Source organism: Smaragdicoccus niigatensis DSM 44881 = NBRC 103563, assembly GCF_000380645.1.
Lineage (GTDB): Bacteria > Actinomycetota > Actinomycetes > Mycobacteriales > Mycobacteriaceae > Smaragdicoccus > Smaragdicoccus niigatensis.
The window spans coordinates 18,889-45,399 of sequence record NZ_AQXZ01000005.1; the positions used below are offsets into that span (position 1 = coordinate 18,889).

Sequence of the window (26,511 nt, forward strand, 5' to 3'; positions counted from 1 at the left end):
TACTCCACGTGAGAGTCCTTAATGTTCGGAGAAGGTGCCGTGGCGTCCGGCGCCGGAGGCGAATTTCGTTGCGCCGTCGAGGGCGTCGACCAGCGAGATCATGCCGTGCTGCCACTCGTTGGCGATGGCGGCGTCGAGGTCGAGGTTTTCCTGCTCATGGCACGACAACCGGTCCTGCCGCATGCAGGTCTGCGGGAATCCGGCGAGTTGTTCGGCCAGCTCGATCGCTGCCTCGAGGACCTTTCCGGGTTCGGAGATCCGGTTGGCCAGTCCCATCCGGAAGGCTTCGTCAGCACCGACCGGACGACCGGTGAGGATCATGTCCAGAGCGTGCGACTGGCCGATCAGCCGGGGCAGGCGAACGGTTCCGCCGTCGATGAGCGGGACGCCCCACCGTCGGCAGAAGACGCCGAACGTCGCCGCGGGATCGGCCACGCGGAGGTCTGCCCAGACGGCGAGTTCCAGGCCGCCGGCGACTGCGTATCCCTCGACCGCGGCGATGACCGGCTTGCTCAGGAGCAGTCGCGTCGGTCCCATCCCGGCAGGGCCGGGCTCTCCGGGGTTGACGATCCGATAGGCGCCGCGCGAGACGGCCTTGAGGTCGGCACCCGCGCAGAAGTTCCCGCCCGCGCCGTAGAGGATCGCGACGGCGGCATCGGATTCATCGAACTCGGTGAAGGCGTCGGTGAGGGCTTGGGCGTGATCGGGGTCGACGGCATTGCGGACTTCCGGCCGGTCGAGCGTGACGATGAGGACAGCTCCCCGGCGTTCGGTTTTTACGGTCACGATGCGCGCACCGTCCTCAGTCCGCTCCTCGCTGTGTTCCTCGCTCCTCCGTCGCTGCGGTACTCGCTGCGATGCTCCCTCGTCCTCCTTGCGCTGATCATGCCTTGGGCACCGCGCGATCGATGATCGTGCCGACGTCGAGCCCGGTTGGCAGCGTGCCGAATACATCGCCCCAGTTGTCGGACAGGCGGCTGGCGCAGAAGGCATCCGCGACGGCCGAGTGTCCATGCCGGACGAGGAGCGATCCCTGCAGCACCTTCGCCATCGATCCGACCACTGTGCGGGCGCGGTATTGCGCGGTATCGAAGTCGGCGAATTGAGCCTTCAAACCTGCGATGGCCTCGTCGAGGCGGGCGTCGGTACCGGCGGCCTTCTCGACTTCTTCGAAGAAGATGCCGAGCGTCTCCGGCTGCTTCGCCATCGCGCGCAGGGTGTCGAGCGCGGCGACGTTGCCTGAGCCCTCCCACACCGACAGCAGCGGTGCTTCGCGGTACAGGCGCGGCATGCGCGACTCCTCGACGTAGCCGTTGCCGCCGAAGCATTCGAGTGCCTCGGCAGCGTGGACGGGCCCGCGCTTGCACACGTAGTACTTCGAGACGGCGAGGCTGATGCGACGCAGTGCCGACTCCTCGGGCCGGTCCGTCAACGCGGCGAGCCACAGCGCAACCATGTTCGCGGCCTCCGCCTCGACGGCGAGGTCGGCGAGCACGTTCTGCATGGCCGGCTGGTCGACCAGGTAGGCGCCGAACGCCTTGCGGTGCGATGCGTGCCACGCAGCCTGCTGAACGCCGAGACGCATGAGCGTCGCGGTGCCGAGTGTGCAGTCGAGGCGGGTCATGTTGACCATCTCGATGATCGTCGGAACGCCACGGCCTTCGTCGCCCACGCGCCACGCGAAGGCTTCGGCGTACTCGACCTCGCTGGATGCGTTCGAGTGGTTGCCGAGTTTGTTCTTGAGGCGTTGCAGGAAGAAGTTGTTGCGCGTGCCGTCGGGGAGGATGCGCGGCACGGCGAAGCACGTCACGCCCGCTTCAGTTTGAGCGAGCGTCAGGAAGAAGTCGCACATTGGTGCCGAGGTGAACCACTTGTGGCCGGTGAGCCGGTAGGTGCCGTCCGGCTGTGCGATCGCGCGAGTCGTGTTCGCGCGCACGTCGGAACCGCCCTGCTTTTCGGTCATCGACATGCCGGCGGTCAGCGAGGCCTTGTCGGCGAGCGGCGCGAGCTTGGGGTCGTAGGCCTTCGCGGCGAGCTTCGGCTCGCACAGCGCGGAGAGCTCAGGGTTGGCGCGCAGCGCGGGGACCACCGCGTAGGTCATCGAGATGGGGCACTGGTGACCGGCGTCGACCTGACCCCAGACGAGCATCTTCGCTGCTCGTGCCAGGTGCGGGTGGGGCTTGTCGTCGGCCCAGGGGGAGCCGTGCAAGCCCAGCGAGGTCGCGGTCCGCATGAGCTCGTGATAGCTCGGGTCGTAGGTGACCTCGTCGATGCGGAAGCCGTAGCGATCGTGGGTTTTGAGAATTGGCGGGTGCTCCTCGGCGAGGTCGCCGAGTTCCAGCGCATGTTCCGTGCTGGCGAGCGCTCCTGCTTCCTGCACCTCGGGCAGGCGATCGAGTGCGCCTTCGCGGGTCAGTGCTTCGACGATCGCGGGGTAGTCGGCGGGGTTGTAGCCGACCGGCGCGATGGCCTGGTTGAAGACCTCATGAGTGGGCATCAGTTTGCTCCTTGATGGATACGCCAAGTGCGCGGCGGACGAAGGATTCGATTTCTGGAACGACGTCGGGGTCGGCGTGGCCTTTGCCGAGCGGAACGATGAGCACATCGCTGATCGCGCCGACGATCGCGGCACCGCTGACCTGCGGGTTTTGTTTGGGCAGAAGCCCGAGTTCGATGCACTGCGCGATTCCGGTCGCGAAGATGTCGGTGTAGGCGGAGCGGAAGCTCAAGCGTTCGGCTTCCACGAGCGGGTCGACCGGTTCGGCAATCAAGGCGTAGGCGAGCTTCTGCGCCTTGAGCGCACGCTTGCTGAACGTCCGAACGGCGGCGATGAGAGCCTCGGTCGGCTGACCGGCCTCGAGCGTCTTCTGCGCCGAGGCGCTGGCCGCCGCGACCTCCTTGGCGCACGCGGTCCGGAAGACCTCGGCGAACAGTTCGCCCTTGCTGGGGAAGAAGCGGTAGATCGTTCCGGTCGCGATCTCGGCACGTTCGGCGACCGCCGCCATCGAGCAGCCGGCGTAGCCATGATCGTGGATCAGTTCCGTGGCAGACGTGACGATCCGGGCGCGAGTTTCCTCGAGCCGTTGCTTGATCGCGGGGGTCTGGCGGTAGGCCACAGTTGGATTGAACACCGATTCATTTCTTTGGTCAAGGATAGAAATGAACAATGACTCATTTCTTGAGTCCGCACTCTCTCCGCCTGGGCACATATGATCTGCGTCGACACCACGGCAGGAGGATCAGCTCACGTGGAACGGCTGCGAACGGTGTTCAACCACGACACTGCCCACGCCTACCCAGAACTGTCTGAGGCGCGGATCGCGTTCCAATCCGGTAGGGCGCTGATTCGCACTGCTCCGGGCGATGTCATTCAGCTCCACCCTGGGCTTGCACCAGAATTCGACGCAATCGTCGAGCACTACCGCGGCCTCGGCATTGAGTGTGCGAACGAGGTCGTCTGGGACACGTCGCCAGAGGTCATCTCGGAGTTTCCCGGTGCGGAATGGTCCATTTTCATCTTCGCGCGGGCACACCATGGACTCCGTCCCAACAACGTGCGGCTTGCCGCGACGGAGATGTTCGACCGGAAGAACGAGTTTGTCCCGTGGTGCAAGAACTTGGGCTTTCCGGTGCCCCAAACGATCGCGTTCGAGCGCGGCGGAACGCCGGATCTCGACGGACTCGAATACCCCCTGTACGTGAAGGCCAGCTGGGCTACCGGTGGGCTGGGGGTCGTCGAATGCAGCGACCAGGCTGACGTTGTGTCCGCCGTCGCCGCCATGGATTCCGACTATCAACTGCAGCGAACGGTTCCGGCAGACCGATGGGTCAACATCCTTTATGAAGCCGAGCGCGGGACTGCCAAACACCTCGTCACGACGGAGCAGCGGATCGATCGCTCGGTGTGGGTCGGCTCGCGATATCCCTCGGAATATGACCCTCGGCGGGTGACAGATCCGGTCGCCGCGGCAATGGCGCTCAAGGGAATCGAAGGACCCTTCGGTATCGACGTGGGAGTCATCGAACGTGGCGGCGACGTCGAGTTCGTGATCATCGAGGCCAACCCCCGACTCAATGCGAGCACGTACTTCTGGTGGGCGGCGGAGCGAATTGGCGCTGCGCAGTGGATGGGAGCCAAACTCCCGACTCGCCATCGTCGACTGGAGCCGTTACTCGCGGCGATCGAGGACCTCACCTACCTTCCGCAGTCGGGTGAGGGAATCGTGATCGGCCAGTGGAACACGCTGTCTGACGGCAAGGTCGGCGTTCTCTTCGCCGGAAACAAAGATCAGCAGGACGGCTTGTACGCCGAGGTCACTCGACGTCTCGGGTGAAGCGCCGGTCGCGCTTTTGCTGCCATACTCGCGGTCATGCACGTGCCCGCTTCGCGCGTCGCGCTCGTCGGCCGTGAGTCGGACATCGCGGCAGTCTCCCGCCGACTGATGGAGCCAGGGCGACTCGTCACGATCACCGGCTGCGGTGGCATGGGAAAAACGACTGTCGCGCTCGAGGTGGCACGGCGCCTGGAATCAACATTCCCCGACGGCATATGGCTCGCCGACCTGTCCGGGGTCCGGGCGATGGATGCATTGGCCCCGGTCATCGGGCGGGCGATCGGGATGCGGGACAGCGTCGACAAGGTCGCTGACCAGGCGCTCGAGGAGTTCCTACGCGATCGGAATCTGCTGCTCGTCCTCGACAACTGCGAACACGTCCTCGACGACTGTGCGGACCTTGCGGACATCCTGTTGGATGCGGCTCCCGGGCTACATGTGATCGCGACGAGCCGGGAGCCGCTGCGGATCACGGGCGAGGAAGTGCACGCCCTCAGTCCGCTCTCGACCGATGCCGCCGCCGATCTGTTCCTCAGCCGCGTCCGCCGTATTCGGCCGAGCCTCCCGCCGGCCGATGAGAACGTCTTCGTCGCAAAGGACATCTGCCGCCAACTCGACGGCATCCCGCTCGCGATCGAGTTGGCTGCCACCGCAGCGAGGTCGATGTCGCTCACCGATATCGCCGTACGGGTCGAGGCCGGTTTCGACGCGGTGCTCCCCAAGGGGCGGTCTCGTCCGGAACGTCACCAGACCATGCGGGCGACGCTGGAGTGGAGCCACAGCCTGCTGTCGCCCGCGGAGCAGGTGGTGTTCCGGCGGCTGAGCGTACTGGTCGATTCGTGGACGATGGACGCCGCGCAATATGTGTGCGACGAGCCCGATATCGAGCAGTTGATCGCCGGTTTGGTCGAGAAGTCGCTGCTGGTGGTCGACGGCGAATTGATGTACCGGATGCTCGTTCCGGTGCGCGAATTTGCGTACGCGCAGCTCGCGGCTTCCGGTGGAGTCGACCGGTCTCGCGTTCGGCACTGCGAGTTCTTCGTCCGCCAAGCCGAACTCGCGGAACCCGCGCTGCATGGTCCGGACCAGCACATGTGGATGCAGCAACTCGAGCGGAACCTCGCCAACTTCGGCGCCGCGGTGCGCACCGCCAACAGCCACGGCGACTTGGCCAGCACCCTACGGCTCGTCGGCGGGCTCTGGTGGTACCTCTGGCTCCGCGGCGACTTCCGTGCCGGGTTGCTCTGGCTCGAACCGGCGCTCGTCGTCCGTGACGTGCCACCCGATGCTCGGCTGGCCGGGCTGCGAGCTGCGGCGATGCTGCGCGGCGGGCTCGGCCACAGCGAAGAGGCCCGGAACTACGCGAATGAGATGCGGGAGATCGCTGCACAGTCCGGTAACGACGCCGAGCTGTCGCGGGCGGAGATGTTGCTCGGAATCGAGGCGTTGCGGAGCGGCAGCGCGGCGCGGCCGCTTTTCGAAGCGGCTCTCGAAGCTGCCCGTCGCGCCGGTAACCCGATGATGATCGGGCACGCGATGGTCAACCTCGGCCGCGTCGAGGTCCCGGAGTCCAAGCAGGCTCTGTTCGAGGAAGCGCTCGCGCACTTCGAGGCAAACGGGGATGCGTGGGGCACGGCCTACGCGGCCAACCATCTCGCGAATGCATTGGAAGACAACGAATCCGCGTTGGCGTTGGCGGTCCGTGCGGTCCACCTGTTCGCCGATCTTGGGGACCGCTTCCACCTGGTCTTCGTGGTCGAGGATCTCGCGCGAATTCTGCTTCGAATGAAGCGAGGGCTGCCGGCGACCCACCTGTTCGGCTGGGCGGGGAAGTTGCGCCGCGATACCGGTGCCCTGCTCTCCCCAGACGGTCGCGCGGACTGCGCACAGACGGCCGCCGAATTGCGGTCGGAGCTGGGCGATTCCGCCTACGACCGGGCTTGTTCCGCGGGCGCATCGACGTCGATCGAGCGTCTGCTGGCCGAGGCCCAGTCCATCCCGGTAGCACCGTCCGGTCTCGTGTGATTGGGTCGGTGCATGACCACAATTCGCAAGGTTGTTTTGCTTGTCCTGGGCGCGGCAATTGTCGCTGCCGGGGTGCTGATCATCGGTGTGCGCACCAAATCGAAGGCAGTGTTGGTGCCCTTCACGCGTTTGCAGCGGGATCGCCTGAATGCGCCCGCGTTGCGGACCGCCGGTGAGTCCGGCGACCGGAACGGCGTCATCTACCACCGGGGACGCACGAGCGGACGCGAGCTTCAGACTCCCGTCACCCCGATCGCATCCGATGACGGCTTCATCATCGGATTGCCGTACGGGCGCGAGACCCAGTGGCTCAAGAATGTGCTTGCTGCCGGTGAGGCGACGGTGCGCTACCAGGGCGAAATGGTGCGAGTGACCGATCCGCGGATCGTGGAGGCGTCGGAGTTGCAGCATCAGTTCGCCACGGCCGAGCGGGTCATGCAGGCCGTGTTCGGGGTCAATGAGTATCTGGTGCTGACCCGCGTCTGAGTTTGCGTGCGGGCTATCTCATGGCGATCCGGTAAACGGCACGTTTCGCGGTGTGAATACTGATGCATGACCTGCAGGTTTAATGCGTCTGTGACGCGTGTCACGTTTGCGATGGGCTAATAGGTGGCAGTCGGCGTCCGAATCCATGGGAAACGGAAGTGCTCGACGCGAGGTGTTTTGAAATGGCAATTCGTGAGCTCGGTGTCCGAACTGCCAATTGGCCGCGCGTCAGCGCGGGCATGCGATCGGAAGTTCGTATCACCCGCCCAGTTCGCATCGGTATGGTGCTCGTCGCGGCTCTCGCTGAGTCCGGCATCGTGTTTGCGGCGGTGCAGGCCTTGGCACCGGCATCGACGTCGGCGATCATGGCGGTCAGCCTGTTCGTGATGCTCGTCGCGACGCGGCGAAGCCGGGATCGTTTGAACCTCTTCGTGCTCGATGACCTGCCGAGCTTGGTCGCGATGTCCTCGGCGGCGGCGTTCATTGCATGGTTGGTCGGCAACGACTTCGGCAGCGCACCTGCGGCGGTCGTCGGTGTCGCAATCGCGACGAGCTTCGCGGTGCGGTCTTTCTCATACGTCGTTCGTCGACGGTTGCAAGCTTCGCGCCGACTGCTGCGCAACACGGTGATCGTCGGGGGTGGTCTCGTGGCGGCCGAACTCGCAGCGTCGATGGAGGCGAACCCGAGCCTGGGTCTGCGTCCGGTCGCGATGCTGGACGACTTTCCGAGAGCGAAGGCGCGCTCGTCCGATGTCCCGGTCCGGCCGATGGAGGAGTTCGAACCGGGATACATCCAACGCAACGGGATCGACGTCGTCGTCGTCGCGTTCTCCGGTCTGCGTGAGCCGGACATGCTGTGCATGCTCCGACAGTTCGATCACGCCCAGTGCGATATCTACATCGTGCCGCGCCTGTTCGAGTACGCCAGCATCAGCGGCGATATGGACCACATTCGCGGCATCCCGTTGGCGCGGGTGCGTCGTCTCGCGCACCGCACTCTGACGTGGAAACTCAAGCGGGCGTCCTCATTCTTGTTATCCGCCCTCACCCTGACGTTGTTGTCGCCGGTGCTTGCGGTGGTGGCTCTGGCGGTGTGGTTGGAGGATCGCTCGGCTCCCGTGCTGTTCCGCCAGGTGCGGATCACGGAGAACGCGTCCGAGTTCACGATTCTGAAGTTCCGTTCCATGAAGCCCGCGAATGAGAATGAATCGGCGACCAAGTGGAATATCGCCAACGACGCCCGGCTCGGGCGGCTCGGAAAGTTCCTGCGGAAGACCTCGCTCGATGAATTGCCGCAGCTCTTCAACGTGCTCAAGGGCGACATGGACCTGGTCGGTCCACGTCCGGAGCGTCCGCACTTCGTCCAGCGGTTCTCGCAGGACATTCCGGGTTATGGTGCCCGCCATCGAATTCCGGCTGGATTGACCGGGTGGGCGGCGATTCACGGACTGCGCGGCGACACGTCGCTGTTCGAGCGCGCGGTCTACGACAACTACTACATCGAGAACTGGAGTCTCTGGCTCGACTTCAAGATCATGATTCGAACGGTGCTCGTGGTCTTCAAACGCACAGGTGGCTGAGTTTCGCGGGGATCTGATCTCGGCGTGTCCCGATCTCGTCGTAACGATAAGATCAAATAGAGTACAGAAATCAAATACCGACGGGTCGGTATTCTGATACTCCTCCCATGTCGACATTCGTTCAGGGGACAACGCGGCGGCCCATCGGCGCCTTCAAAATTCTGATGTTGTCCGTCGTGATGATGCTTGCGTGGCCGCAGGCATCAATCGCAGCCACGGCGGCCAATCCCTTCGCACCAACGAGTCCATGGAACTACTGGGTACCCGGCGACCGGGTCGTCGTTTCGAACAGCGCTGCCATGATCGCGTACGCGACGCGGAACAAGATGGTGTCGTCCCTCCTGTACGCCTACTCGCAACCGATTTACATCGTGAACTCGACAACGCCGCGATATACCGTCACCTGCACGATCACGTCGTGGGGCCCCTGCCCCTTCGCCGGCAAGCAGGTCCCGATCCCGCTCGGGGCGTTGCCGGGGACCGGAAGTGACGGGGCGTTGACCATGATCGATGTGGCGGCGGGAAAGACCTACGAGCTCTGGCAGGCCAAGTACTCGAGCGGCAAGTGGACCGCGAGTTTCGGTGCAGTGAATGATCTGAACGGCTCTGGTTGGCAGGGTGCGGTGACCGGCGCGGGTGCGTCGCGACTCGGCGGTGCCGTTCGCGTCGCCGACATTCAGAACGGATACATCCCGCACGCCCTGCAGTTGGTGACCGACAACGCCTGCCGGGACACGTATCAGTGGCCGGCGACCAAGACGGACGGGCCTTCGACGCGATGGGACTGCCTTCCCGAGGGCGCGCTCGTTCAGCTCGATCCGAGTGTCGACCTGACGAAGTACTCCATGCCGGCTGGCGTTCGGCTGATCGCCCAAGCGTTTCAGCAGTACGGCGGATACGTCGTCGACAAGAGCGGTACGCCGCTCGGTGTGGTGTTCGAGCGAGCTTCCGACGCGACCTCGAATTACCCGGGATCGGTGTACTACAACGCCGGATTCCAATGGGACTACTTCGGTATGACCGGGTTCCCGCTGGACAAGCTGCGGGTGCTGAAGTGAGCGGAAAACGGACGCAGTGATCAGAGTCATAAGTGCGAAATCCGAACATGGCCGTCGCGCGAATGTGTAATTCGATGAGATGAAGAATCGGCGGTCCACCGCGGCATGTGTCCTGTGAACGACAGACATTTTGCTTGGTTGAAGATGCGCGGCCGCGCATCGAAGAACCTGGTCATCGAGGGTTTGTGAGCCTTCTATGTCGCTGCTCGCCGACTGGCCCAATATCCTGGGATGAACATCCGGCAATCGTGACACCGGCGTCGGGAAACGCCTCCTTGTCCGGAATGGTGAACCACCGGAAATAGGAGCGTGGCGGCGTGGTGCCGGGCACTGAGGAAGTCGTAGGAAACGCGGGCCGACAAGGGCCTTCGACCTTCTCCACCTGGATTATCGACGGTGGGTTGCCTCTCCTGGCGCACGTGCATGTCCCGGCATCAGGACGGGCACGCGGCGTGGTCGTCCTGTGTCCTCCCGTCGGCAGGGCTCACGTCAACACCTACCGCGGGGTCGCCCTCGTTGGCCAGATGCTTTCGGAGCGCGGCGTGGTGGCCGTTCGATTCGACTATCCCGGCGTTGGCGATTCCGCCGGAGACCAGAGATCCCCGACGATCGTTTCGGACTGGATCGCCAGTGTGCGGCGCGCAATCGAATACGCCCGGGCGTTCGGCCTGGGTGCGCCGGCGGTCGCCGGGCTTGGCGTGGGCGGGCTGCTGGCCTCTGCCGCGGTGGCCGAATGCGGCGGAACAGCGGATGTCCGCGGCCTCGCACTCTGGGACCCCGTCCTGTCCGGCAAGCAATTCGTTCGGCAGCAGCAGCTGCAATATCGAATCGGCACCAAGACCGAGCCCGCAGACCCAGATGTCGTGCACCTTCCCGGTCTCGACATGGCAGTCAATGCGAGAGACGCCCTTGCACAGCTGTCGCTGACCACCACGATTCCGGAGGTCCGGAAGCTGAATGCCGTGCTGTTGGCCGTTCGCGCCGAGAGTATGCGTCTGCCTCCCGTCCTCGAGCTCGCCCGCCAGCTCGACACCGAGCCGATGCCGCTGCACGGTCAGGACGACTTCGTCAATCCGTTCGGGTATGTCGGGGTTCTTGCCGAGGAGAACGTCGTCGGACTCGTCGAGTGGCTGGCTGGGTGTTTCGAAGCGGGGGATTCTCCGGTTCGCGTGCAGGTGACTCTGTGCGCCGAGATCGATGGTGTTCAAGAGTCGATCGAACGCATCGGCAAGACGGGTCTGTTCAGTATTCGCACTGCGCCCCTTGAGCTTTCGCCGGACAGCCGCCTTGTTCTCATGCACGCGACGTCGAACGAACATCGCATCGGTCCGGCGCGTCTGTGGGTCGAGGTCGCGCGGGCTGCGGCCCGAGAAGGGCACCTGGCGTTGAGGTTCGACCGTCGCGGGACGGGGGAGTCCGGGGTCGTGGTGAGCAACGAGCGAACCGAGATCTACGACGCGCTTTCGCGGCACGACGCAAACGCTGTGACGCGGGCGTCGGGAGTTCCGTCGAGTCGAATCGTGACGACCGGGGTCTGTTCCGGGGCGTGGCTGGCGGGGTATTCGGCTGCTAACGCCAAGGCCGGTGGCGCCGTTGTCGTGAACAACATGGTGTGGACGATGCGGCCACGAAAAATGGACCAGGCGCGGATCGCCGCGCTCAGCCGCCGCGACCCGTCCCGCGACCGGGGTGAGTCTGCCGGGATCCGAGCTCGGTCGATCGTCCGCCGCTCGTTGCCGTACGTCTTGTGGCTGTGGCTGGGCAGGCGGGGCAGCGCGCAGGTCCCGGAAGTGATGCTCAAGCGCCTGCACCGCCGGGGAGTCGCGCCGCGAGTTGTTCTGTCCCCAGCGGACACCGACTTCTTCTATAAGCAGCGGGGCGGGGAGAGCCTCGAGCGACTCGGCCGACGTGGTTGGCGACAACGCATGGTGTTTGCGCCGCAAGGTGATCACGCTGCCCAGGAAGCGGTTATTCGTGGCATCGTGCGGCGGGAAGTTCTGGCAGCGTTGAGTCCGGATCGCACAGTGGCTGGCAGCGGAGGTGAACCGCAGGGTGAATGATCTGGAGCAGGCGCGGCGAACCTTCCGCGATGAGTTGATCGAGTCCGGTTTGCTTGTCGGTTTGGGCGGCAACGGCCTCTACGCGCAGTCGGCCGACTTCGCGTTGATCGTCGCTGGCATCACCCGGCTCGTCGAGACCACCGGCGCCGACGGTGGATCGAGCGGGCTCTCGCCGCGGCGTCTGAGATTTCCCCCGGTTTTCCCTCGTCAGGCGTTTGAGAAGACCGACTATCTGGCGTCGTTTCCGCACCTCACTGGCGCCGTGTCGACGTTCACCGGCGACAACGAAGAGCACGCACGAATGCTCGCCGGACGCGAGGCCGGGCAGTCCTGGGACAGTTGGCTCACGCCGGCGGAGACGATGCTCGTCCCAGCGGCCTGTCACCCGGTGTATGCCACTTTGGCCGGAGTTCTCCCTCCCGGCGGCGAGCTCATCGAGGTCGCGGGCCACTGCTTCCGCCATGAGCCGGCCGTGGACCCCGCACGGATGCAGGCCTTCCAGATGCACGAGTTCGTTCGAGTGGGATCACCGGTTCAGGCACAGGATCATCGAACCGAATGGATCGACCGCGCGGAAGCGCTGCTCACGTCGCTCGGTCTGGACGCGGAGGCGGTCGGTGCGAACGATCCGTTCTTTGGTCGCGCGGGCCGCCTGTTGGCCTCGAATCAGCGGCGACAGAACCTGAAGACCGAGCTCGTCGTCAGGCTCTACGGCGAGCTTGACGATGGCACAGCGGTGGCTTCGTGCAATTACCACCAGGACCACTTCGGGACCGCGTTCGGGATCACACTGACCGACGGCGACGTGGCGCACAGTGCCTGCGTCGGCTTCGGTCTCGAGCGGATCGCCCTCGCGCTGCTTCGGACGCACGGCCTGGATGCATCCGCGTGGCCCACGTCTGTCCGGGCGCTCCTGAGCCTCTAGATCATCCGCCCAGCTGGGTGAGTGCGGCGTCGATGGTTGCGATGGACTCGAAGGTTTCACCGTTGAGGAGACGGTCGGGAAACTCGACTCCGAACACATCTTCGAGGCCCAGCATCACCGACACGGTCGCGTGTGAGGTCATCCCCAGGTCGTAGAGGTTTGCATCCCGTGCGATTGACTCGATGGAGACCTCGATCTTGCTATGCAGGCCGAGTACTTCCCGAATCATGTCGTCGCGCATGACTTTTCCTTTTCCGAAACTCGGCTTACGCCGGTCGAGCGAGTGAATGCATGACCTCGTACGCGCGGACGATCGCGGCGTGATCGGCTGCCACCCCGTAAAGCATGAGGAGGTAGCCGTACGAACCCGCGGCCTGCTGAACGTGGGCTTCCCGGGTGCGGACCGAGACGCGTCGAACGGTGTCGAGAGCGCGCAGCGTGGGGACAGTTTCGTCGTCGAGGACGGTGGCGACGTCGAGAGGCGGCTGGAGAGCGAACTGGTACGCGACCACTTCCGGCCGTTTCGGACCAAGCTCCGGCAGCGGCAGGCCGAGGGCGGCACGGGAGGCGAGTTCGAACATCGAATGGCCGGTGACGTCCGCGACCAGATCAGCGATGCCACCGCCGGCCACGCGTCCATTGACCTCGATGATCCGGGGGCCGTCGGGGGTGAGCTTGATCTCGATATGCAGGCATCCGGTGGTCACGCCGATCGCGGCGGCTGCGGCCACCGCCATCGCCTCGACGGCCTGCTCATCGTCATCGGGCAGTGCGCTGGGTATGAAAGCGCCGGTCTCGCGGAAGGGCGTGCTGAGGGGCATTCGCCCCGTAACCGTCACGACCTGCACCTCACCTGCGCTCGCGACGCACTCGACGGACACGTAGTCGCCATACGGAAACCGCGGCCGCCCGATGAGTTCGCGCTCCAGAATGAGGTCGCCGGCATGCCCGCTGGAGCGGATCGAGCGGACCGCCTTGCGGAGGCTCGATTGGTCCTCGACCCGGTGGACGTGACGTCCGCCGTTGCCGGTTGCCGGTTTGACGACGGCCGGGAACCCGACGTGGTGGCCGGAGTCGATGATGTCCCCATCGGACGCGCTCGCCGGGATGCCCCGGAACCGGGGAATCGGCACATTCGACGCCTCGAGCGCTCGGCGTTGCTCGAGCTTGTTCACGAGTCGAGTCGCGGCTTCGGGGGGATTCCCGGGAAGGTTCAGTGCCGCGGCGAGGGTCGCTGTCTCGACGATTGCGTCGTCGGAGAACGTCACAATTCCATCGAATGCAGCGTCCTGAAGTGCTGCCGAACGTCCTTTTTCCGCATCAAAAGATGAGATTTCAATCACTTCGCCGAGCCGTCGGAGCAGCGGCAAACTGTCTGCTAATTGAGGGATAGACGAATCGACAATCCAGCAAATGTCGCAGATTTCGGACGTTGCAGCCCGAAAAGGGAGCAGCGGAACCGACTCTGGCGCAAACATCACGGCCAGTCGAGGGCGCTTTCTCATCCTGCCACCTCTTCAGTCCGCACCTACTATTGATGCTCAGAGACTAGCAAAAATGGCGGAGAAACGATGGACCGAGACCTTCCGAAGCTGGTCAGGCTGCACGGGCAAGACTCCGTCGAGCTTGACCCGGACTTCCTTGTGGTGCGCGACTGGGTCGAGTCCTACCTCTCCCAGCCCAGTCCGTTGGTTGGTAGATCTGGGCCGGTGTGTCCCTTCACGACGCCGTCGATCGAGCGCCGACTTCTTTGGGTAGGTCGCGTCGATGATCGTCATCCAGATGTCGAGCAAATTTCCGGCGTATTACGAAATCTGGTCAAGCAGTTCGCGGACATTGAACCGACTTCCGGGCGGGATTCTCTGCTCAAGGCGATCATCCTGACGTTTCCGAATGTCACCGACTACTCGGTGATCGACGACATTCAGCGGACGCTCAAACCGCATTTCATCAAAGACGGACTGATGATCGGCCAGTTCTACCCGGGGTGCGCCGAGCCCGGGTTGTGGAATCCGCATTTCCGGCCGCTGTCGTCACCGCTGCCGCTCATTGCCGTTCGGCAGATGGTCAGCAGCGACTTCCCCTTTCTACGGTCGACTCCGGAATGGATCGAGATCTACCTCCGCCAGTTCGCGCCCGGAGTACCGGGCCATGTCCGTAGTTCGCTCGCGCGCCACTACGAGGCGAGCTGACACGTTCGAGCAGTCGACACCCGACCGCCCACGCGACGCTCTCGCGTGGGCGATTCCTGCGGTTGGCCGTCAGGCGTCGATGGCTCGCTTCTCGCTGGTGCCGTTGATGCTGATCTTCCGGGGTTTGGCCCGTTCAGCGACCGGGATGCGCAGGGTGAGGACTCCGTTGTCGTAGCTGGCCTCGATGTGCGCGGTGTCCAGATTCTCGCCTAGGACCAGTTGCCGGCTGAAGACGCCGCGGGGGCGTTCGGCGGCGAGCATCTCGGTGTTCTCGTCGCGCGGCCGGCGCTCGGCCTTGACGGTGACGACGTTGCGTTCGACGTCGAGATCGATCGCGTCTCTCTCGATCCCGGGGAGATCGAATTCGACGATGAAGGTCTCACCGTCGCGCCAGGCGTCCAGTGGCATCGCAGACGGGCGGGCCATGGTGCCGTCTGGGCCGAAAAACTGTTGGGTCAGGCGGTCGAGTTCGCGGAACGGGTCAGTGCGCATCAGCATCGCTACCACCTCCAAGTACTCCTTCTCAGTCAGTTGTGTTGTTGTCCCCGGTGGTATCGGTCGGCACGATCTATATCACCGGGTATAGATTTTTTATAGCACTCGACATATACTCAGGCAAGAGTTGAAGTCGAAAAAGTGTAGGAGACCTGATGGCTGGCACCGACCCAAGCCCGGACCAGGGCGTATATGGGATCTCGGTGGCTGCCGAGTTGGTCGGAATGGGGGTGCAGAATCTGCGTCTGTATGAGACGCGGGGTCTGCTCACCCCGGATCGCAGCGAAGGTGGCACCCGCCGCTATAGCGCCAATGATCTGGATCGCTTGCGGCGCATCGCGGAGCTGCTCATGCAGGGTCTGAACCTGGCTGGAATCGCCATGGTCTTGGATCTCGAACTCCGCAACACTCAACTACTGGAAGAAAGGGAGCGGGAGCAATGGTGACTCGTCTAGGGCTTGCCACGCAGCACCTTATCGACTCGACACCACCACCACCGCGGGCCTAGGCCTTTCGAGTGGAAGTGCATCGTCATGGACACGAATCCGAACGCCAGTGACGTACCGAGCCCAGACGCGCTGGACGAGATCGAGGTCGGCAAGTTTCTGTTGCCGCACGCGGGCCTCGGGGTATTGACTGCCCGTGGTGTCATCAATCTGAAGACACTCGACGCTTTCGAACAGGCGCTTTTCACGGCTGTGGCCGGGTTGCAACGCCTCGTTGTTGACCTGACTCACGTGTGCTTGGTCAGCGCCGCCGGGATTGAGCTTCTTATCGATTCAAATCAACGCCTCGGAAGTCCTGCTCGCCTGGTGGTGGTTGCACCGGAGGGTTCCATCGCTGATCGGGTGCTGTCGCTGGCCTGCATGTCGGATGGCCCAACGGTTTATCGATGCCTGCAGGACGCAGTCTTCGACGCCATGACCCAAAGTTCGCAGCGTCCGGGAGACTCCCAGTCTTAGCGGTAGGTCAGCAGCTGCTGATCGCGCCGAGCCGTACCGCCTGGGCCGTTTCCGACGTGGAGCCCGACCGCTTTGCGATCGCTGATTCCAAGGCTTGGTAGCAGCGCTGGGAGTTGTTGTCGTCGGAGAACTCCAGGTACTTGCGTGCGTGCATCTCCCGATGTGTGGCGGTGGCTGCTGGGTCGAGGTGATGGCGGCGCAGGTGATGGGCGAGCTCGGATGGGGAGCGGCAGATGCGCCCGATTTCCGCGACTTCGGACTCGGAGAAGGTCTGATCACAAACGTCGTCGGACGCTGGTGGGGTTCGTGGCCAGAAGAAGAACACGGGTCGCTCGAGCTGCAGCATCTCGAAGGCGACCGACGAGTGATCGGTGATGAGAACGCTCGATCTCAACAGGACCTCGGCAACGCCTTCGTTCATCCCGACGACCTCGACACGCTCGGGGATGATCGCGGCGATGGTGTCTCGGTGCGACAGGTATTCATGGTGCAGCAGTACGGTGACCGACGCTCCCTGCCGGCGCATCTCGTCGCAAAAATCAGAGTTTTGCAGGATCGCCGAGAGATCGGCAGCGACGTTCGAGGTGAGGAAGTCCGCTTCGCTCGCGTGCCATAGTCGCGACCGGAAGGTCAGGCAGATGACCCAGTTCTCCTTCCACGCCCGGTGCTTGTTGCGGGCGAGGTAGTCGTGCCGAGGTAGTCCAGTGACCACGATCGGGATATCGGCGACCATATTTGCGAGGATGTCGCGACTTCGTGCACTCGCTTCGGTCAACAGGTTCGGCGCCAAGGGCGCGGACTGACGATTAATCCGCTTGAAGTACTCGCCGTCGTCCTTCTTGAGTCCGGTACTGCCATGCCCGAGGTTGTACTTGATCCGGTTACGCCACAACCCGACCAGAATGTAGGGGTAGTAGCTGCTCAAGCAGTCCCGCATATCGCAGCTGTACACCGCCGCCTCGGCCACGAGCAGCAACGCGATGTGTTCGAGGGAACCGAACGAGACCACAAAGTCCTTGTTGGCAAGCGTGTTGCGAACCGCACGCGTGGTCACGAAATAAACGTGATCGGTCTTTCCGATGTCGCGGCAGTAGAGAAAGAATTCGTAGGCGTTATCGGCCGCGGTCAGACCGTTGCGTTCGCCGACAATCCACGGGCGGCGCATCCCCTTGCCGAACGCAAGGATCGTCGGCTTGGCCACGTGGGCTCCTTCGCTAACCGGATATATCGCCCACGACGATAACGCGGTGGTCCAGCAGCGAGGATTTGCCCTTTGCTACGTTCGGACTAATTTTCGCCTCAGCGATAGGTGAGCAGCTGCCGGTGCCGCTCGAGGTGCGTGTGCTCGTTCATTGACACCACGGTCAGGCCCCGTTTGCCGGACACGATCTTCGTAACCGCGGTGTTGACGGCGGTGTCGTTGAATCGGCGCCAGGTGTCCGGACCGGCGCCGAGGAGTTTCGTAGCGGCCCAGCTGATCGGACCGGCACTCGTGACGACGAGGATGTTCTTGTTCGGCAGCGCCGCGGTCGTCTCGAGGGCGGTGTTGACCCGGCCCTGGAACTCGGCGAAGTTCTCCTCGTAGCCACCGTCGGTTGCGACCCAGCGGTCGATCGCCGTGGCGAACATGTCGGAAAACGCCTTGGTCGGCTGCCCCGATCGGATCATGTCAGCGGCCAGGATCACGGGGTTGCGGTACTGCGGCCGGTAGCCGCGAATGATGTTCTGGTGGTCGTATTCGTTCCAGCCGGGGTTGACGAACGTCGGGCACGTGTATTCCGCGCCGCCGATGAGTTCGGTCGCGGTCTGTCGATGCCGTTTCATGGCGCCCGTGATGACGACGTCCGGCTGGAATCCACGTGCTTTGAGCGTTGCGCCGAGGAGCCTGGCCTGCTGCATGCCGAGCGGGGACAGAGCGTCGTAGTTCACTTTGCCCCACGACGCTTGTCCGTGGCGGACCAGCAGAATCACGCTCATGGACCGGAGTCTACGGAGCGGCCAGACGACACTGTGCGGATGATGCGATGGCAGCGCCAGTCCAAAGCGAGCACTGCGTACTGCATCTGACGGAACGCCGGGTTGCGCGTCTGCTTGTGGTGGTAGCGGTAGAAGATCTGCTGCGCGATGACCGCGACCCGGAACAGTCCGAACACCTCATAGAACGCCCATTCGCGTGGGGTGACGTTGAGGCCGGTGCGTTCGCAGTAGTACTGCACGACTTCTTCCCGCGTGAGCATGCCCGGCAGGTGAGTGGGTTGCCGCCGGAACTGGCGGAATATCCAGTTGTCGTCCGCCTGAACCCAATAGGCCAGCGCGCCACCGAGGTCCATGAGCGGATCGCCGAGAGTCGCCATCTCCCAGTCGAGAATGCCGACGACCCGGTGTGGGTCCTGCTTGTCGAGAACGACGTTGTCGAAGCGGAAATCGTTGTGGATGACGCACGTGCGCACATCCGGCGGTTGGTTCGCGTCGAGCCAGCGCATCACGCCTTCGAACGAGCCGACATTCCACGTCTTCGCCTTGCGGTAGCGATCCGACCAGCCTTTGACCTGCCGGCCGACGTAGCCATTGCCCTTGCCGATGTCGAGAAGTCCCGCCTCGGCCGGATCGATCTCATGGAGGTTGATGAGCTTGTCGATGACATTCGTGCAGAGTGTGCGGGTGTCGTCGGGGCTGAGATCGAACCCGGCCGGCGGGTTCTTGCGCAGAATTGTGCCGTCGAGGCGCTCCATCACGTAGAAGTCCGACCCGATGACCGATTCGTCGTCGCAGAACGCGATCATTTCTGGAACCGCGCCGAACACCGGCTTGAGCTGGCTCTGGATGTGGAACTCGCGGCGCATGTCGTGCGCGCTCTTGGCCTTCTGACCGGCGGGCGGCCGGCGCAGAATGAGGTCGCGATCGGGGTATCGCAGCAGATAGGTGAGGTTCGAGGCGCCGCCGGAGAACTGCTGGACCTCGGGCTCACCGACGATGCCCGCGGTCGTACCGAGCCACTCGGACACCGCTGCGATGTCGAATGCGTCCTCGCCGCGAACCGTCTTTGCGCCTTCAACGCTGGTCACCGGGCGGCTCCGTACTTCGCGAGTTCGATGCGCGCTATGACTCCGCGGTGGACCTCGTCGGGACCGTCGGCGAGGCGGATCGCACGTGCCTGCAGCCAAGCGCCGGCCAGCGGGAAGTCGTCGGACAGCCCACCGCCGCCGTGCAGTTGGATCGCCATGTCGATGACCTTCTGTGCCATGTTCGGCACGGCAACCTTGATCTCGCTGACGGCCGACAACGCGGCCATCGGCCCATCGGAGTCGAGCAGCCAAGCCGCGTGCAATACGAGTAGTCGGGCCTGGTTGATGGCGATTCGAGCTTCGGCGATGCGCTCGCGGTTGCCGCCGAGGTTGATGATGGGCTTGCCGAATGCGGTGCGGGAAAGTCCGCGGGTGCAGGCGAGTTCGAGGGCAGCTTCAGCGAGTCCGATGAGCCGCATGCAGTGATGGACACGTCCTGGTCCGAGGCGGCCCTGTGCGATAGCGAAGGCCTGGCCCGGCCCGCCGATGACGTTCGACAACGGAACCCGCACATTCGTTAGCGACACCTCGCCGTGGCCGTGCGGTTCGTCGTAGTAACCCATCGCCGGCAGCATGCGCTCGACTGTGACGCCCGGGGTGTTCCGTGGGACCAGAACCATCGAGTGGCGCGCGTACTTGTGGGCGTTCGGGTCGGTGAGGCCCATGACAATGAAGATCTCGCAGTCGGGATGGCCGACACCGGTTGACCACCACTTGCGGCCATTGATGACGACCTCATCGCCCTCGACGACGACGGTCGTGGCCATGTTGGTGGCGTCCGACGAGGCGACATCCGGTTCGGTCATGAGGAAGGCACTGCGGATCTTGGCTTCGAGGAGGGGTTCGAGCCACGCCTGCTTCTGCTCGGCACTTCCGTACTTGAGCAGCACTTCCATGTTGCCGGTGTCCGGTGCGTTGCAGTTGAAGATGTGCGGCGCAAGGAACGACCGGCCAGTGGCCTCGGCGATCGCGGCGTAGTCGACGTTCGACAGGCCGGCACCACCGAGGGTGCCGAACTTTGCCGCATATCCATCGTCGTGCGCGGGGAGGAAGAGATTCCACAAGCCAGCTTCGCGCGCCTTCTGCTGGAGTTCGGCGATGAGCGGCAGCGGCTCCCATTCGGTGCCTTCGCGACGCGCCTTGGTGAGATCAGCGAAGTAATCCTGTTCGCGCGGAGTGATTTCGGTGCGAATGAACTCCGTCGCGCGCGCGGCGATATCGGCGCCGTGCGGACTGGGTGAAAGCTGCATCGCGTTCCCTTCGAATCGAGCATTGCTCAATAGGCTAAATCACTACTGAGCAATGCTCAATAGCTAGGATGCTTGCCATGGCGGTTTCCGGAGGTACACGCAAGACCGCCGACGACCGTCGGCGCGAGTTGATCAACATCGGCTTGCGCCTGCTCGTCGAACGTCCGATCCATGAACTCGCCATCGATGAAGTAGCCAAACAGGCGGGCATCTCTCGCGGCCTGCTTTTCCATTACTTCCCCACGAAAGGCGACTATTACGCCGCCGTCGTTGAGGCCGCCACGCGCCGGATCCTGAACCAGACGAAGCTGCCGACGGACGGCGACGAGCGCACGAAATTGACCGCCGTCGTCGGGGGACTCGTGCGCTTCATCCGGCGTCGGCGAGCGAACTATGTCGCGTTGGTGCGCGGAGCCGCGGGTGGGGACGTCCGCAACGTCGAACTGTTCGATGCCCTGCGTGACGAGTTGACCGAACGTGTGCTCGTTGCGGCGGGGGTTGTTGAGCCGGATCTGCGAACAAAGCTGCTCGCTCGCGGCTGGCTGGCGATGGCGGAGGAGATGGCGATCTCGTCGGTCGAATCGCAAATCCGCGCGGATGAACTGATCGAGCTGCTGGTCGACTCGTTCGACCGCATCGTTCGCGCAGTGTGATCGGGATCCGGTCGGCGTGAACAGGAACCGGGGTCTAGTGTGAAAAATCGTGAGTGCGCACTTTGACGTCGTGATTCTTGGAGCCGGTCCCGGAGGCTACGTAGCTGCAGTTCGCTCAGCGCAGCTCGGGCTCAAAACCGCCATCATCGAGGAGAAGTACTGGGGCGGTGTGTGCCTCAACGTGGGCTGCATTCCGTCCAAGGCGCTTCTGCGCAACGCGGAGCTCGCGCACATCTTCACCAAAGAGGCGAAGCTCTTCGGCATCAGTGGCGAGGCCACGTTCGACTTCGGCGCCGCCTTCGACCGCAGTCGCGTGGTCGCGGACGGCCGCGTCAAGGGCATCCACTTCCTCATGAAGAAGAACAAGGTCACGCAGTTCTTCGGCAAGGGCACGTTCACGGGTCCGAAAGCCATCGACGTCGCATTGACCGACGGCGGCACCGAGACCGTCACGTTCGACAACGTGATCATCGCGACGGGTACCGAGACCAAGCTGCTCCCGGGCACGAAGCTGTCGAAGAACGTCGTCACGTACGAAGAGCAGATCATGACCCGCGACCTGCCGGGTTCGATCCTCATTGTCGGCGCGGGCGCGATCGGCATGGAGTTCGGGTATGTCCTGAAGAACTACGGCGTCGACGTCACGATCGTCGAGTTCCTCGACCGTGCCCTCCCGAACGAAGACGCCGAGGTCAGCAAGGAAATCGAGCGCTCGTACAAGAAGCTCGGCGTCACCATCAAGACCGGCGCTGCCGTCCAGTCGATCGATGACGACGGCTCGAAGGTCACCGTCAAGATCAAGAACAACAAGTCTGGCGACGTCGAGACGATGGTCGTCGACAAGGTCCTCCAGGCAGTCGGCTTCGCACCGCGCCTCGAGGGCTACGGCCTCGAGAAGACCGGCGTCAAGCTCACTGAGCGCCCGGCCGCCATCGAGATCGACGACCACATGCGCACGTCGGTTCCGGGCATCTACGCCATCGGTGACGTCACCGCCAAGCTGCAGCTCGCGCACGTTGCCGAGGCTCAGGGCGTGGTCGCCGCCGAGACCATCGGTGGAGCTGACACGGTCACGCTCGGCGACTACCGGATGATGCCGCGCGCGACGTTCTGCCAGCCGCAGGTTGCTTCCTTCGGACTTACCGAGGAGCAGGCCAAGGCCGAGGGATACGACGTCAACGTCGCCAAGTTCCCGTTCATGGCGAACGGCAAGGCGCACGGCCTCGGCGACCCGACGGGCTTCGTCAAGCTCATCTCGGACAAGAAGTACGGCGAGCTGCTCGGCGGACACCTGATCGGGCCGGACGTATCCGAGCTGCTTCCGGAGCTCACGCTCGCCCAGAAGTGGGACCTGACGGTCAATGAGCTCGCGCGCAACGTGCACACGCACCCGACGCTCAGCGAAGCCCTGCAGGAGGCCTTCCACGGTCTCGCGGGGCACATGATCAACTTCTGATCTGCACGAAAAAGCCGGGCCCAATGTGTTTGGGACCCGGCATTTTTGCGCGGAGGATCAGCCGAAGACGGCCTCGGCGAGCAGGTTGACCTGGTCCGGGTCGGCGACCGTCGGGTTGAGGTAGAACTCGTCGACGCCAGCGGCTTCGAACCCCGCGATCGCGCCGCGGATCGCGTCGGCAGACCGAGCCGCGCTTCCCGCGATCATGTTCGCGACCTCGTCACCCATCGGCTTGTAGTAGTCGACGATGTTGGCGTGCGACTGCTGCTCGGTGTCGCCGAGGCCGAAGTACATCAGCGCCGCGATGCGTGGTGAGCCTTCACGTCCAGCGGCCGTCCAGGCGTCGCGAACCTTGCCGGCGAACTCCGCGACCGCGTCCGGCGGCATTCCGCCGGCAGTCCAGCCGATGCCGTGGTCGACCACGCGTTTGATCGCGGCCTTGGTCGTACCACCGATCATGATCGGAACCCCAGAGCTGACCGTCGGAGGTGAGGCGGGACGAGCGCCTTCGTGCAGTGCTTCGCCCTTCCAGGAACGGTCAAGCCCGGACAAGACCTCGTCGAATGCCGCACCACGCTTGGCAAAGTCTCGACCCGTCAGCAGGAAATCACCCTCGCGCCACCCAGCACCCAAGCCGAGCGTGAGGCGACCGTTCGTGAGCTGGTCGACTGTCGCGGCCTGCTTGGCCAGTTCGGCTGCACTGCGAGCGGGAGTGATCAGCACATTGCTGAAGAACCGGATTCGTTCGGTGACAGCGCCGGCTGCGGCGAAAACCGTGAGCTCCTCGTAGCCGGGGTAGGACACTGCGCCGATCGAGCTGAGCCCATAGAAACCGGCCGCGTCGGCTCGACGGGCCCATTCGAGCAGTCCGCTGCCTGTTGCTCCGGGCACTGTGTTCGGAATTCCGATACCAATCTGCATGCTGCACTCTCCCCGTCTTGGTCAAACTATTGACATGCCTACCACTGCAAGCTCTGGTTTGCCCGAGGGTTGGCCACGCGTTCAACTCGGTGCTGCGTCTGTTGCCCGACTTGCTACGGTTCGGCCCGACGGAGCCCCACACCTAGTGCCCATAACCTTCGCGATCGCCAATGAAACGTTGGTGACCGCAATCGACTTCAAGCCCAAGAAGACACCGAAACTCCAGCGGCTGGAGAACCTGCGAGCCAATCCATCGGTGAGCGTTCTGATCGACGAGTACACGGACGACTGGTCGGCGCTGTGGTGGGTGCGGATCGACGGAACTGCCGAGATCGTGGGGGATGGACCTGGGTTCAACGACGCCATCGACGCGCTGGTCGCGAAGTATCCGCAGTATCGCGACAACGTGCCGTGTGGGCCCGTGATCCGCGTGCAGCCGTCGGGCTGGCGGGCCTGGCGGGCGTCGGTTCACCCGTCCTGAACCGGGTACGCGATGGGTATCTGACTAGGAGGACCCATGGCCACTACGTTGCGACGATTCCAGACCCGTTCGCTGGCGCCCGTTCAGCGGGTCTCGTCGACGGTTGGAGCACTGTTCGTGATGGTCGGATTCGCCGGATTCATTCCGGGCGTGACGACGGGGTACGGCTCACTGACGTGGATGGGGATGGACTCGCAGGCCCGTCTGCTCGGCCTGTTCCAGGTCTCGATACTCCACAATCTCGTGCACATTGCATTCGGTGTCGTTGGAATCCTGCTCGCCCGTCGGGCACGCACAGCGCGGTTGTACCTGCTGGTCGGTGGAGCTATCTACCTGCTGCTGTTCCTCTATGGAGTGCTGATCGACCCACTTACCGACGCGAATTTCGTCCCGGTCAATTCGGCCGACAACTGGCTGCACGCGGTGCTCGGTGTCGCGATGGTCGCTCTCGGTTTGATGCTGCCCGCACGGCTACGGGAGCGGATAGGCGGATAGCCGGAGCCGAGTGTCCCTGGAGACGACCACTGGGGTACGTTGTGCGAATGATTCTTCAGTGATTAATGAGGAACATGTCTGTTCTTGTGAACGGTGATGTGGTTGAATTCTGATCATCCCGCTCGGCAACAGATTCGTCTCGATCCTGTATCGAACTGATCTCGAGCGAAGAGGTTGTTATCGGGCGAAAGGGCGACGAATGCGTCGGCATCGGGGGTTCTGGCCTTGCCGATGACCCGCTGGAAAGTTGCGTCGCTGACCAAGTCTCCAACCGCCGCGCCCTTGGCAGGCCGCCTTCTTGTCGCACCCGCGATCGCCACGAGTTTGATGCTGGCTGCCGGAGCGATTTCGTCTGCTGTCCCTGCCACCACTGTTAGCGGCACAGCGACTGCCACCGGCACCGCCGTGGGTTCGGCCACCACAGGCTTGGGATCAGTCGGTGGCGGAATTGGTGCAACGACCGCTACGGGCGGCACCACCACCGCAAACCTGGTGACCGCAACGGGCTCTGGAATCTCTACGGGAGTTGGCTCCGGTACCGCCACGTCGTCGACGTCGGGAATCACGACCGGCATCACCACCGGAATCACAACTGGAGCAACGACTGGGTTTGCCACCGGATTCTCGACGGGCGGCGTGACGGGTACTGGCCTGGCGACCACCTCGGGTACTGGGACTGGTTCGGCGGCCGGCGGTGTGACGGCTGGTGGCGTTACTGGTGGTTCGGTTACCGGTGGTTCAGTGGCTGGTGGTGGCGTCACTACGGGCGGCGTGACCGGGGGCATTGGTTCTGGTCTGGCGACGGGCGGCGCGACCGGTGGTGCGACGGGTGCTGCGGGTGCGACGGGCGGCGTTACCGCTGGTGGAGTCACCGGTGGCGGTGTAACTGCTGGTGGCGTGACTGCCGGTGGTGTTACTGCTGCTGGGGCAACCTCGGGTCTTGCTTCGGGTACGGGCTCTGGTCTGGCGAGTGGTTCAGGTTCGGCAACCGGTTCGGGGTTGGCAACCGGCGGCGGTTTGCCGACCGGTGGCATCACCACCGGGGGTGTCGGAACCGGCATCACGACAGGCTCGGGATCTGGACTCGTTACCGGCCTTGCCACGGGCGGGGCTGCTGGTCTGACTTCGGGTCTGACGAGCGGCTCGGGCCTCGCGACCGGCGGCGGTACAGGTACCGGCATTGTCACGACCGGCGTCATCTCCTTCCCAGGTCTCGCGACGGGAACGGGATTGACGACCGGAATTGGGACGGGAATCGGGACCGGGTCGGCGACGGGTACCGGAATCACGACGGGCCTGGTTACCGGAACGGCGACCGGCACTGGTCTTGCGACGGGCACTGGGTCTGCGACCGGCACCGGGTTAGCGACGGGTCTTGCTGCTGGTGGTGCGACGGGAACTGGTCTCGCGACGGGTGGCGCGACCGGGACCGGTCTGGCGACGGGCGGCGCGACCGGCACCGGCCTCGCGACCGGTGGCGCGACCGGAACCGGTCTGGCCACGGGTCTTGCTGCTGGCGGTGTGACCGGAACTGGTCTCGCAACAGGTGGCGCGACCGGGACCGGGACCGGTCTTGCGACGGGCACGGGTCTCGCGACCGGTGGTCTGGCGACGGGAACTCTTGCTGCTGGTGGTGCGACGGGAACTGGTCTGGCGACGGGCCTTGCTGCTGGTGGTGCGACGGGCACTGGGCTGGCGACCGGTGGCGCGACCGGGACCGGACTCACGACGGGCACTGGTCTGGCGACGGGAACCGGGCTTGCGACGGGCCTCGCGACCGGTGGTCTTGCGACGGGCACTGGGCTGGCGACAGGTGGCGCGACGGGAACCGGACTTGTAACCGGGACCGGTCTGGCGACGGGCACTGGTTTGGCGACAGGTGGTGCGACCGGCACCGGCCTCGCGACGGGAACCGGTCTGGCCACGGGCCTTGCTGCTGGTGGTGCGACCGGAACCGGTCTGGCGACGGGCACTGGTTTGGCGACAGGTGGCGCGACCGGCACTGGCCTCGCGACGGGCACTGGTCTGGCGACGGGCACTGGTCTGGCCACGGGTCTTGCTGCTGGTGGTGCC

General features: G+C 64.1%; 26 protein-coding genes. 15 read left to right on the plus strand and 11 right to left on the minus strand.

The genetic code is table 11. The features are described from left to right. Positions 1–18: 18 nt before the first annotated feature. From F600_RS0100440 to F600_RS0100450, 3 genes are all read right to left on the minus strand, one after another. Entirely contained in the window at positions 19–786 is a 768-nt protein-coding gene (locus tag F600_RS0100440; RefSeq protein WP_018158600.1) for a crotonase/enoyl-CoA hydratase family protein, read from the minus strand. A 97-nt stretch (positions 787–883) separates the two neighbouring features. Next, positions 884–2,500, minus strand: a complete 1,617-nt coding sequence (locus F600_RS0100445) for an acyl-CoA dehydrogenase family protein (protein WP_026306009.1) — start codon at positions 2,498–2,500, stop codon at positions 884–886. Beyond that, a complete protein-coding gene (locus F600_RS0100450; RefSeq protein WP_245541444.1) occupies positions 2,484–3,131 on the minus strand; it encodes a TetR/AcrR family transcriptional regulator in 648 nt (215 codons plus the stop codon). The genes F600_RS0100445 and F600_RS0100450 overlap by 17 nt, the downstream gene beginning before the upstream one ends. A 117-nt stretch (positions 3,132–3,248) precedes the next feature. On the opposite strand from F600_RS0100450, the gene F600_RS0100455 reads away from it, so the two are divergent. The 7 genes from F600_RS0100455 (at position 3,249) to F600_RS0100485 (ending at position 12,468) form a co-directional block, all read left to right on the plus strand. Next, positions 3,249–4,334: an ATP-grasp domain-containing protein gene (locus F600_RS0100455; RefSeq protein ID WP_018158603.1), complete on the plus strand. Its 1,086-nt coding sequence runs from the start codon at positions 3,249–3,251 to the stop codon at positions 4,332–4,334. 36 nt (positions 4,335–4,370) lie between these two features. After that, positions 4,371–6,359, plus strand: coding sequence for an ATP-binding protein (locus F600_RS0100460; RefSeq protein WP_018158604.1), 1,989 nt, complete (start codon positions 4,371–4,373; stop codon positions 6,357–6,359). A 12-nt stretch (positions 6,360–6,371) separates the two neighbouring features. Further along, the gene (locus tag F600_RS29940) at positions 6,372–6,845 is read left to right on the plus strand and encodes a nitroreductase family deazaflavin-dependent oxidoreductase (protein ID WP_018158605.1); all 474 of its coding nucleotides are present in this window, start codon (positions 6,372–6,374) and stop codon (positions 6,843–6,845) included. A gap of 182 nt (positions 6,846–7,027) precedes the next feature. Continuing rightward, positions 7,028–8,425, plus strand: coding sequence for a sugar transferase (locus tag F600_RS26250; protein WP_018158606.1), 1,398 nt, complete (start codon positions 7,028–7,030; stop codon positions 8,423–8,425). Positions 8,426–8,532: 107 nt separating this feature from the next. Then, positions 8,533–9,483, plus strand: a complete 951-nt coding sequence (locus F600_RS0100475; RefSeq protein ID WP_018158607.1) for a hypothetical protein — start codon at positions 8,533–8,535, stop codon at positions 9,481–9,483. A 317-nt stretch (positions 9,484–9,800) separates the two neighbouring features. Next, positions 9,801–11,543 carry an alpha/beta hydrolase family protein gene (locus tag F600_RS0100480; RefSeq protein WP_156024332.1) on the plus strand — a complete coding sequence of 581 codons (1,743 nt, stop codon included), beginning with the start codon at positions 9,801–9,803 and terminating at the stop codon, positions 11,541–11,543. Beyond that, positions 11,536–12,468, plus strand: coding sequence for an amino acid--[acyl-carrier-protein] ligase (locus tag F600_RS0100485; protein ID WP_018158609.1), 933 nt, complete (start codon positions 11,536–11,538; stop codon positions 12,466–12,468). Before F600_RS0100480 ends, F600_RS0100485 begins: the two co-directional genes overlap by 8 nt. A gap of 1 nt (position 12,469) precedes the next feature. On the opposite strand, the gene F600_RS0100490 is transcribed toward F600_RS0100485, so the two are convergent. Continuing rightward, positions 12,470–12,709, minus strand: coding sequence for an acyl carrier protein (locus tag F600_RS0100490; protein WP_018158610.1), 240 nt, complete (start codon positions 12,707–12,709; stop codon positions 12,470–12,472). A gap of 25 nt (positions 12,710–12,734) precedes the next feature. Continuing rightward, the gene (locus F600_RS26255) at positions 12,735–13,736 is read right to left on the minus strand and encodes an ATP-grasp domain-containing protein (protein ID WP_162141374.1); all 1,002 of its coding nucleotides are present in this window, start codon (positions 13,734–13,736) and stop codon (positions 12,735–12,737) included. A gap of 303 nt (positions 13,737–14,039) precedes the next feature. On the opposite strand from F600_RS26255, the gene F600_RS0100500 reads away from it, so the two are divergent. Next, on the plus strand, positions 14,040–14,660 hold the full coding sequence (locus F600_RS0100500; RefSeq protein WP_018158612.1) for a DUF6875 domain-containing protein: 621 nt from the start codon (positions 14,040–14,042) through the stop codon (positions 14,658–14,660). 69 nt (positions 14,661–14,729) lie between these two features. Here the strand turns inward: F600_RS0100500 and F600_RS0100505 are convergent, their stop codons facing one another. Next, positions 14,730–15,158, minus strand: a complete 429-nt coding sequence (locus F600_RS0100505; RefSeq protein WP_018158613.1) for an Hsp20/alpha crystallin family protein — start codon at positions 15,156–15,158, stop codon at positions 14,730–14,732. 152 nt (positions 15,159–15,310) lie between these two features. On the opposite strand from F600_RS0100505, the gene F600_RS26260 reads away from it, so the two are divergent. Further along, positions 15,311–15,601 carry a MerR family transcriptional regulator gene (locus F600_RS26260; protein ID WP_018158614.1) on the plus strand — a complete coding sequence of 97 codons (291 nt, stop codon included), beginning with the start codon at positions 15,311–15,313 and terminating at the stop codon, positions 15,599–15,601. A gap of 87 nt (positions 15,602–15,688) precedes the next feature. Next, on the plus strand, positions 15,689–16,117 hold the full coding sequence (locus tag F600_RS0100515) for an STAS domain-containing protein (RefSeq protein ID WP_018158615.1): 429 nt from the start codon (positions 15,689–15,691) through the stop codon (positions 16,115–16,117). A 7-nt stretch (positions 16,118–16,124) separates the two neighbouring features. On the opposite strand, the gene F600_RS0100520 is transcribed toward F600_RS0100515, so the two are convergent. The 4 genes from F600_RS0100520 to F600_RS0100535 form a co-directional block, all read right to left on the minus strand. After that, positions 16,125–17,318 (minus strand): CDP-glycerol glycerophosphotransferase family protein, encoded by a 1,194-nt coding sequence (locus F600_RS0100520; RefSeq protein ID WP_018158616.1) that lies wholly within the window; start codon positions 17,316–17,318, stop codon positions 16,125–16,127. A 98-nt stretch (positions 17,319–17,416) separates the two neighbouring features. Beyond that, the gene (locus F600_RS0100525; protein ID WP_018158617.1) at positions 17,417–18,094 is read right to left on the minus strand and encodes a histidine phosphatase family protein; all 678 of its coding nucleotides are present in this window, start codon (positions 18,092–18,094) and stop codon (positions 17,417–17,419) included. After that, positions 18,091–19,182, minus strand: coding sequence for a phosphotransferase family protein (locus F600_RS0100530; protein ID WP_018158618.1), 1,092 nt, complete (start codon positions 19,180–19,182; stop codon positions 18,091–18,093). Before F600_RS0100530 ends, F600_RS0100525 begins: the two co-directional genes overlap by 4 nt. Next, positions 19,179–20,432, minus strand: coding sequence for an acyl-CoA dehydrogenase family protein (locus tag F600_RS0100535; RefSeq protein WP_018158619.1), 1,254 nt, complete (start codon positions 20,430–20,432; stop codon positions 19,179–19,181). The genes F600_RS0100530 and F600_RS0100535 overlap by 4 nt, the downstream gene beginning before the upstream one ends. Positions 20,433–20,509: 77 nt before the next feature. Between F600_RS0100535 and F600_RS0100540 the strand changes: the two genes are divergently transcribed. Together F600_RS0100540 and lpdA are read left to right on the plus strand one after the other, a co-directional pair. After that, a complete protein-coding gene (locus F600_RS0100540) occupies positions 20,510–21,085 on the plus strand; it encodes a TetR/AcrR family transcriptional regulator (RefSeq protein ID WP_018158620.1) in 576 nt (191 codons plus the stop codon). A 49-nt stretch (positions 21,086–21,134) separates the two neighbouring features. Continuing rightward, positions 21,135–22,541: a dihydrolipoyl dehydrogenase gene (gene lpdA, locus F600_RS0100545; protein WP_026306011.1), complete on the plus strand. Its 1,407-nt coding sequence runs from the start codon at positions 21,135–21,137 to the stop codon at positions 22,539–22,541. A gap of 57 nt (positions 22,542–22,598) precedes the next feature. Here the strand turns inward: lpdA and F600_RS0100550 are convergent, their stop codons facing one another. Then, positions 22,599–23,462, minus strand: a complete 864-nt coding sequence (locus F600_RS0100550; protein ID WP_018158622.1) for an LLM class flavin-dependent oxidoreductase — start codon at positions 23,460–23,462, stop codon at positions 22,599–22,601. A gap of 34 nt (positions 23,463–23,496) precedes the next feature. Between F600_RS0100550 and F600_RS26265 the strand changes: the two genes are divergently transcribed. From F600_RS26265 to F600_RS31420, 3 genes are all read left to right on the plus strand, one after another. Next, positions 23,497–23,943, plus strand: coding sequence for a TIGR03668 family PPOX class F420-dependent oxidoreductase (locus F600_RS26265; RefSeq protein ID WP_051090692.1), 447 nt, complete (start codon positions 23,497–23,499; stop codon positions 23,941–23,943). A 36-nt stretch (positions 23,944–23,979) separates the two neighbouring features. Next, positions 23,980–24,438 carry a DUF4383 domain-containing protein gene (locus F600_RS0100560; protein ID WP_018158624.1) on the plus strand — a complete coding sequence of 153 codons (459 nt, stop codon included), beginning with the start codon at positions 23,980–23,982 and terminating at the stop codon, positions 24,436–24,438. A gap of 231 nt (positions 24,439–24,669) precedes the next feature. Then, positions 24,670–26,511 (plus strand): hypothetical protein (locus tag F600_RS31420; protein ID WP_018158625.1); only part of this gene is annotated, 1,842 nt, incomplete at its 3' end.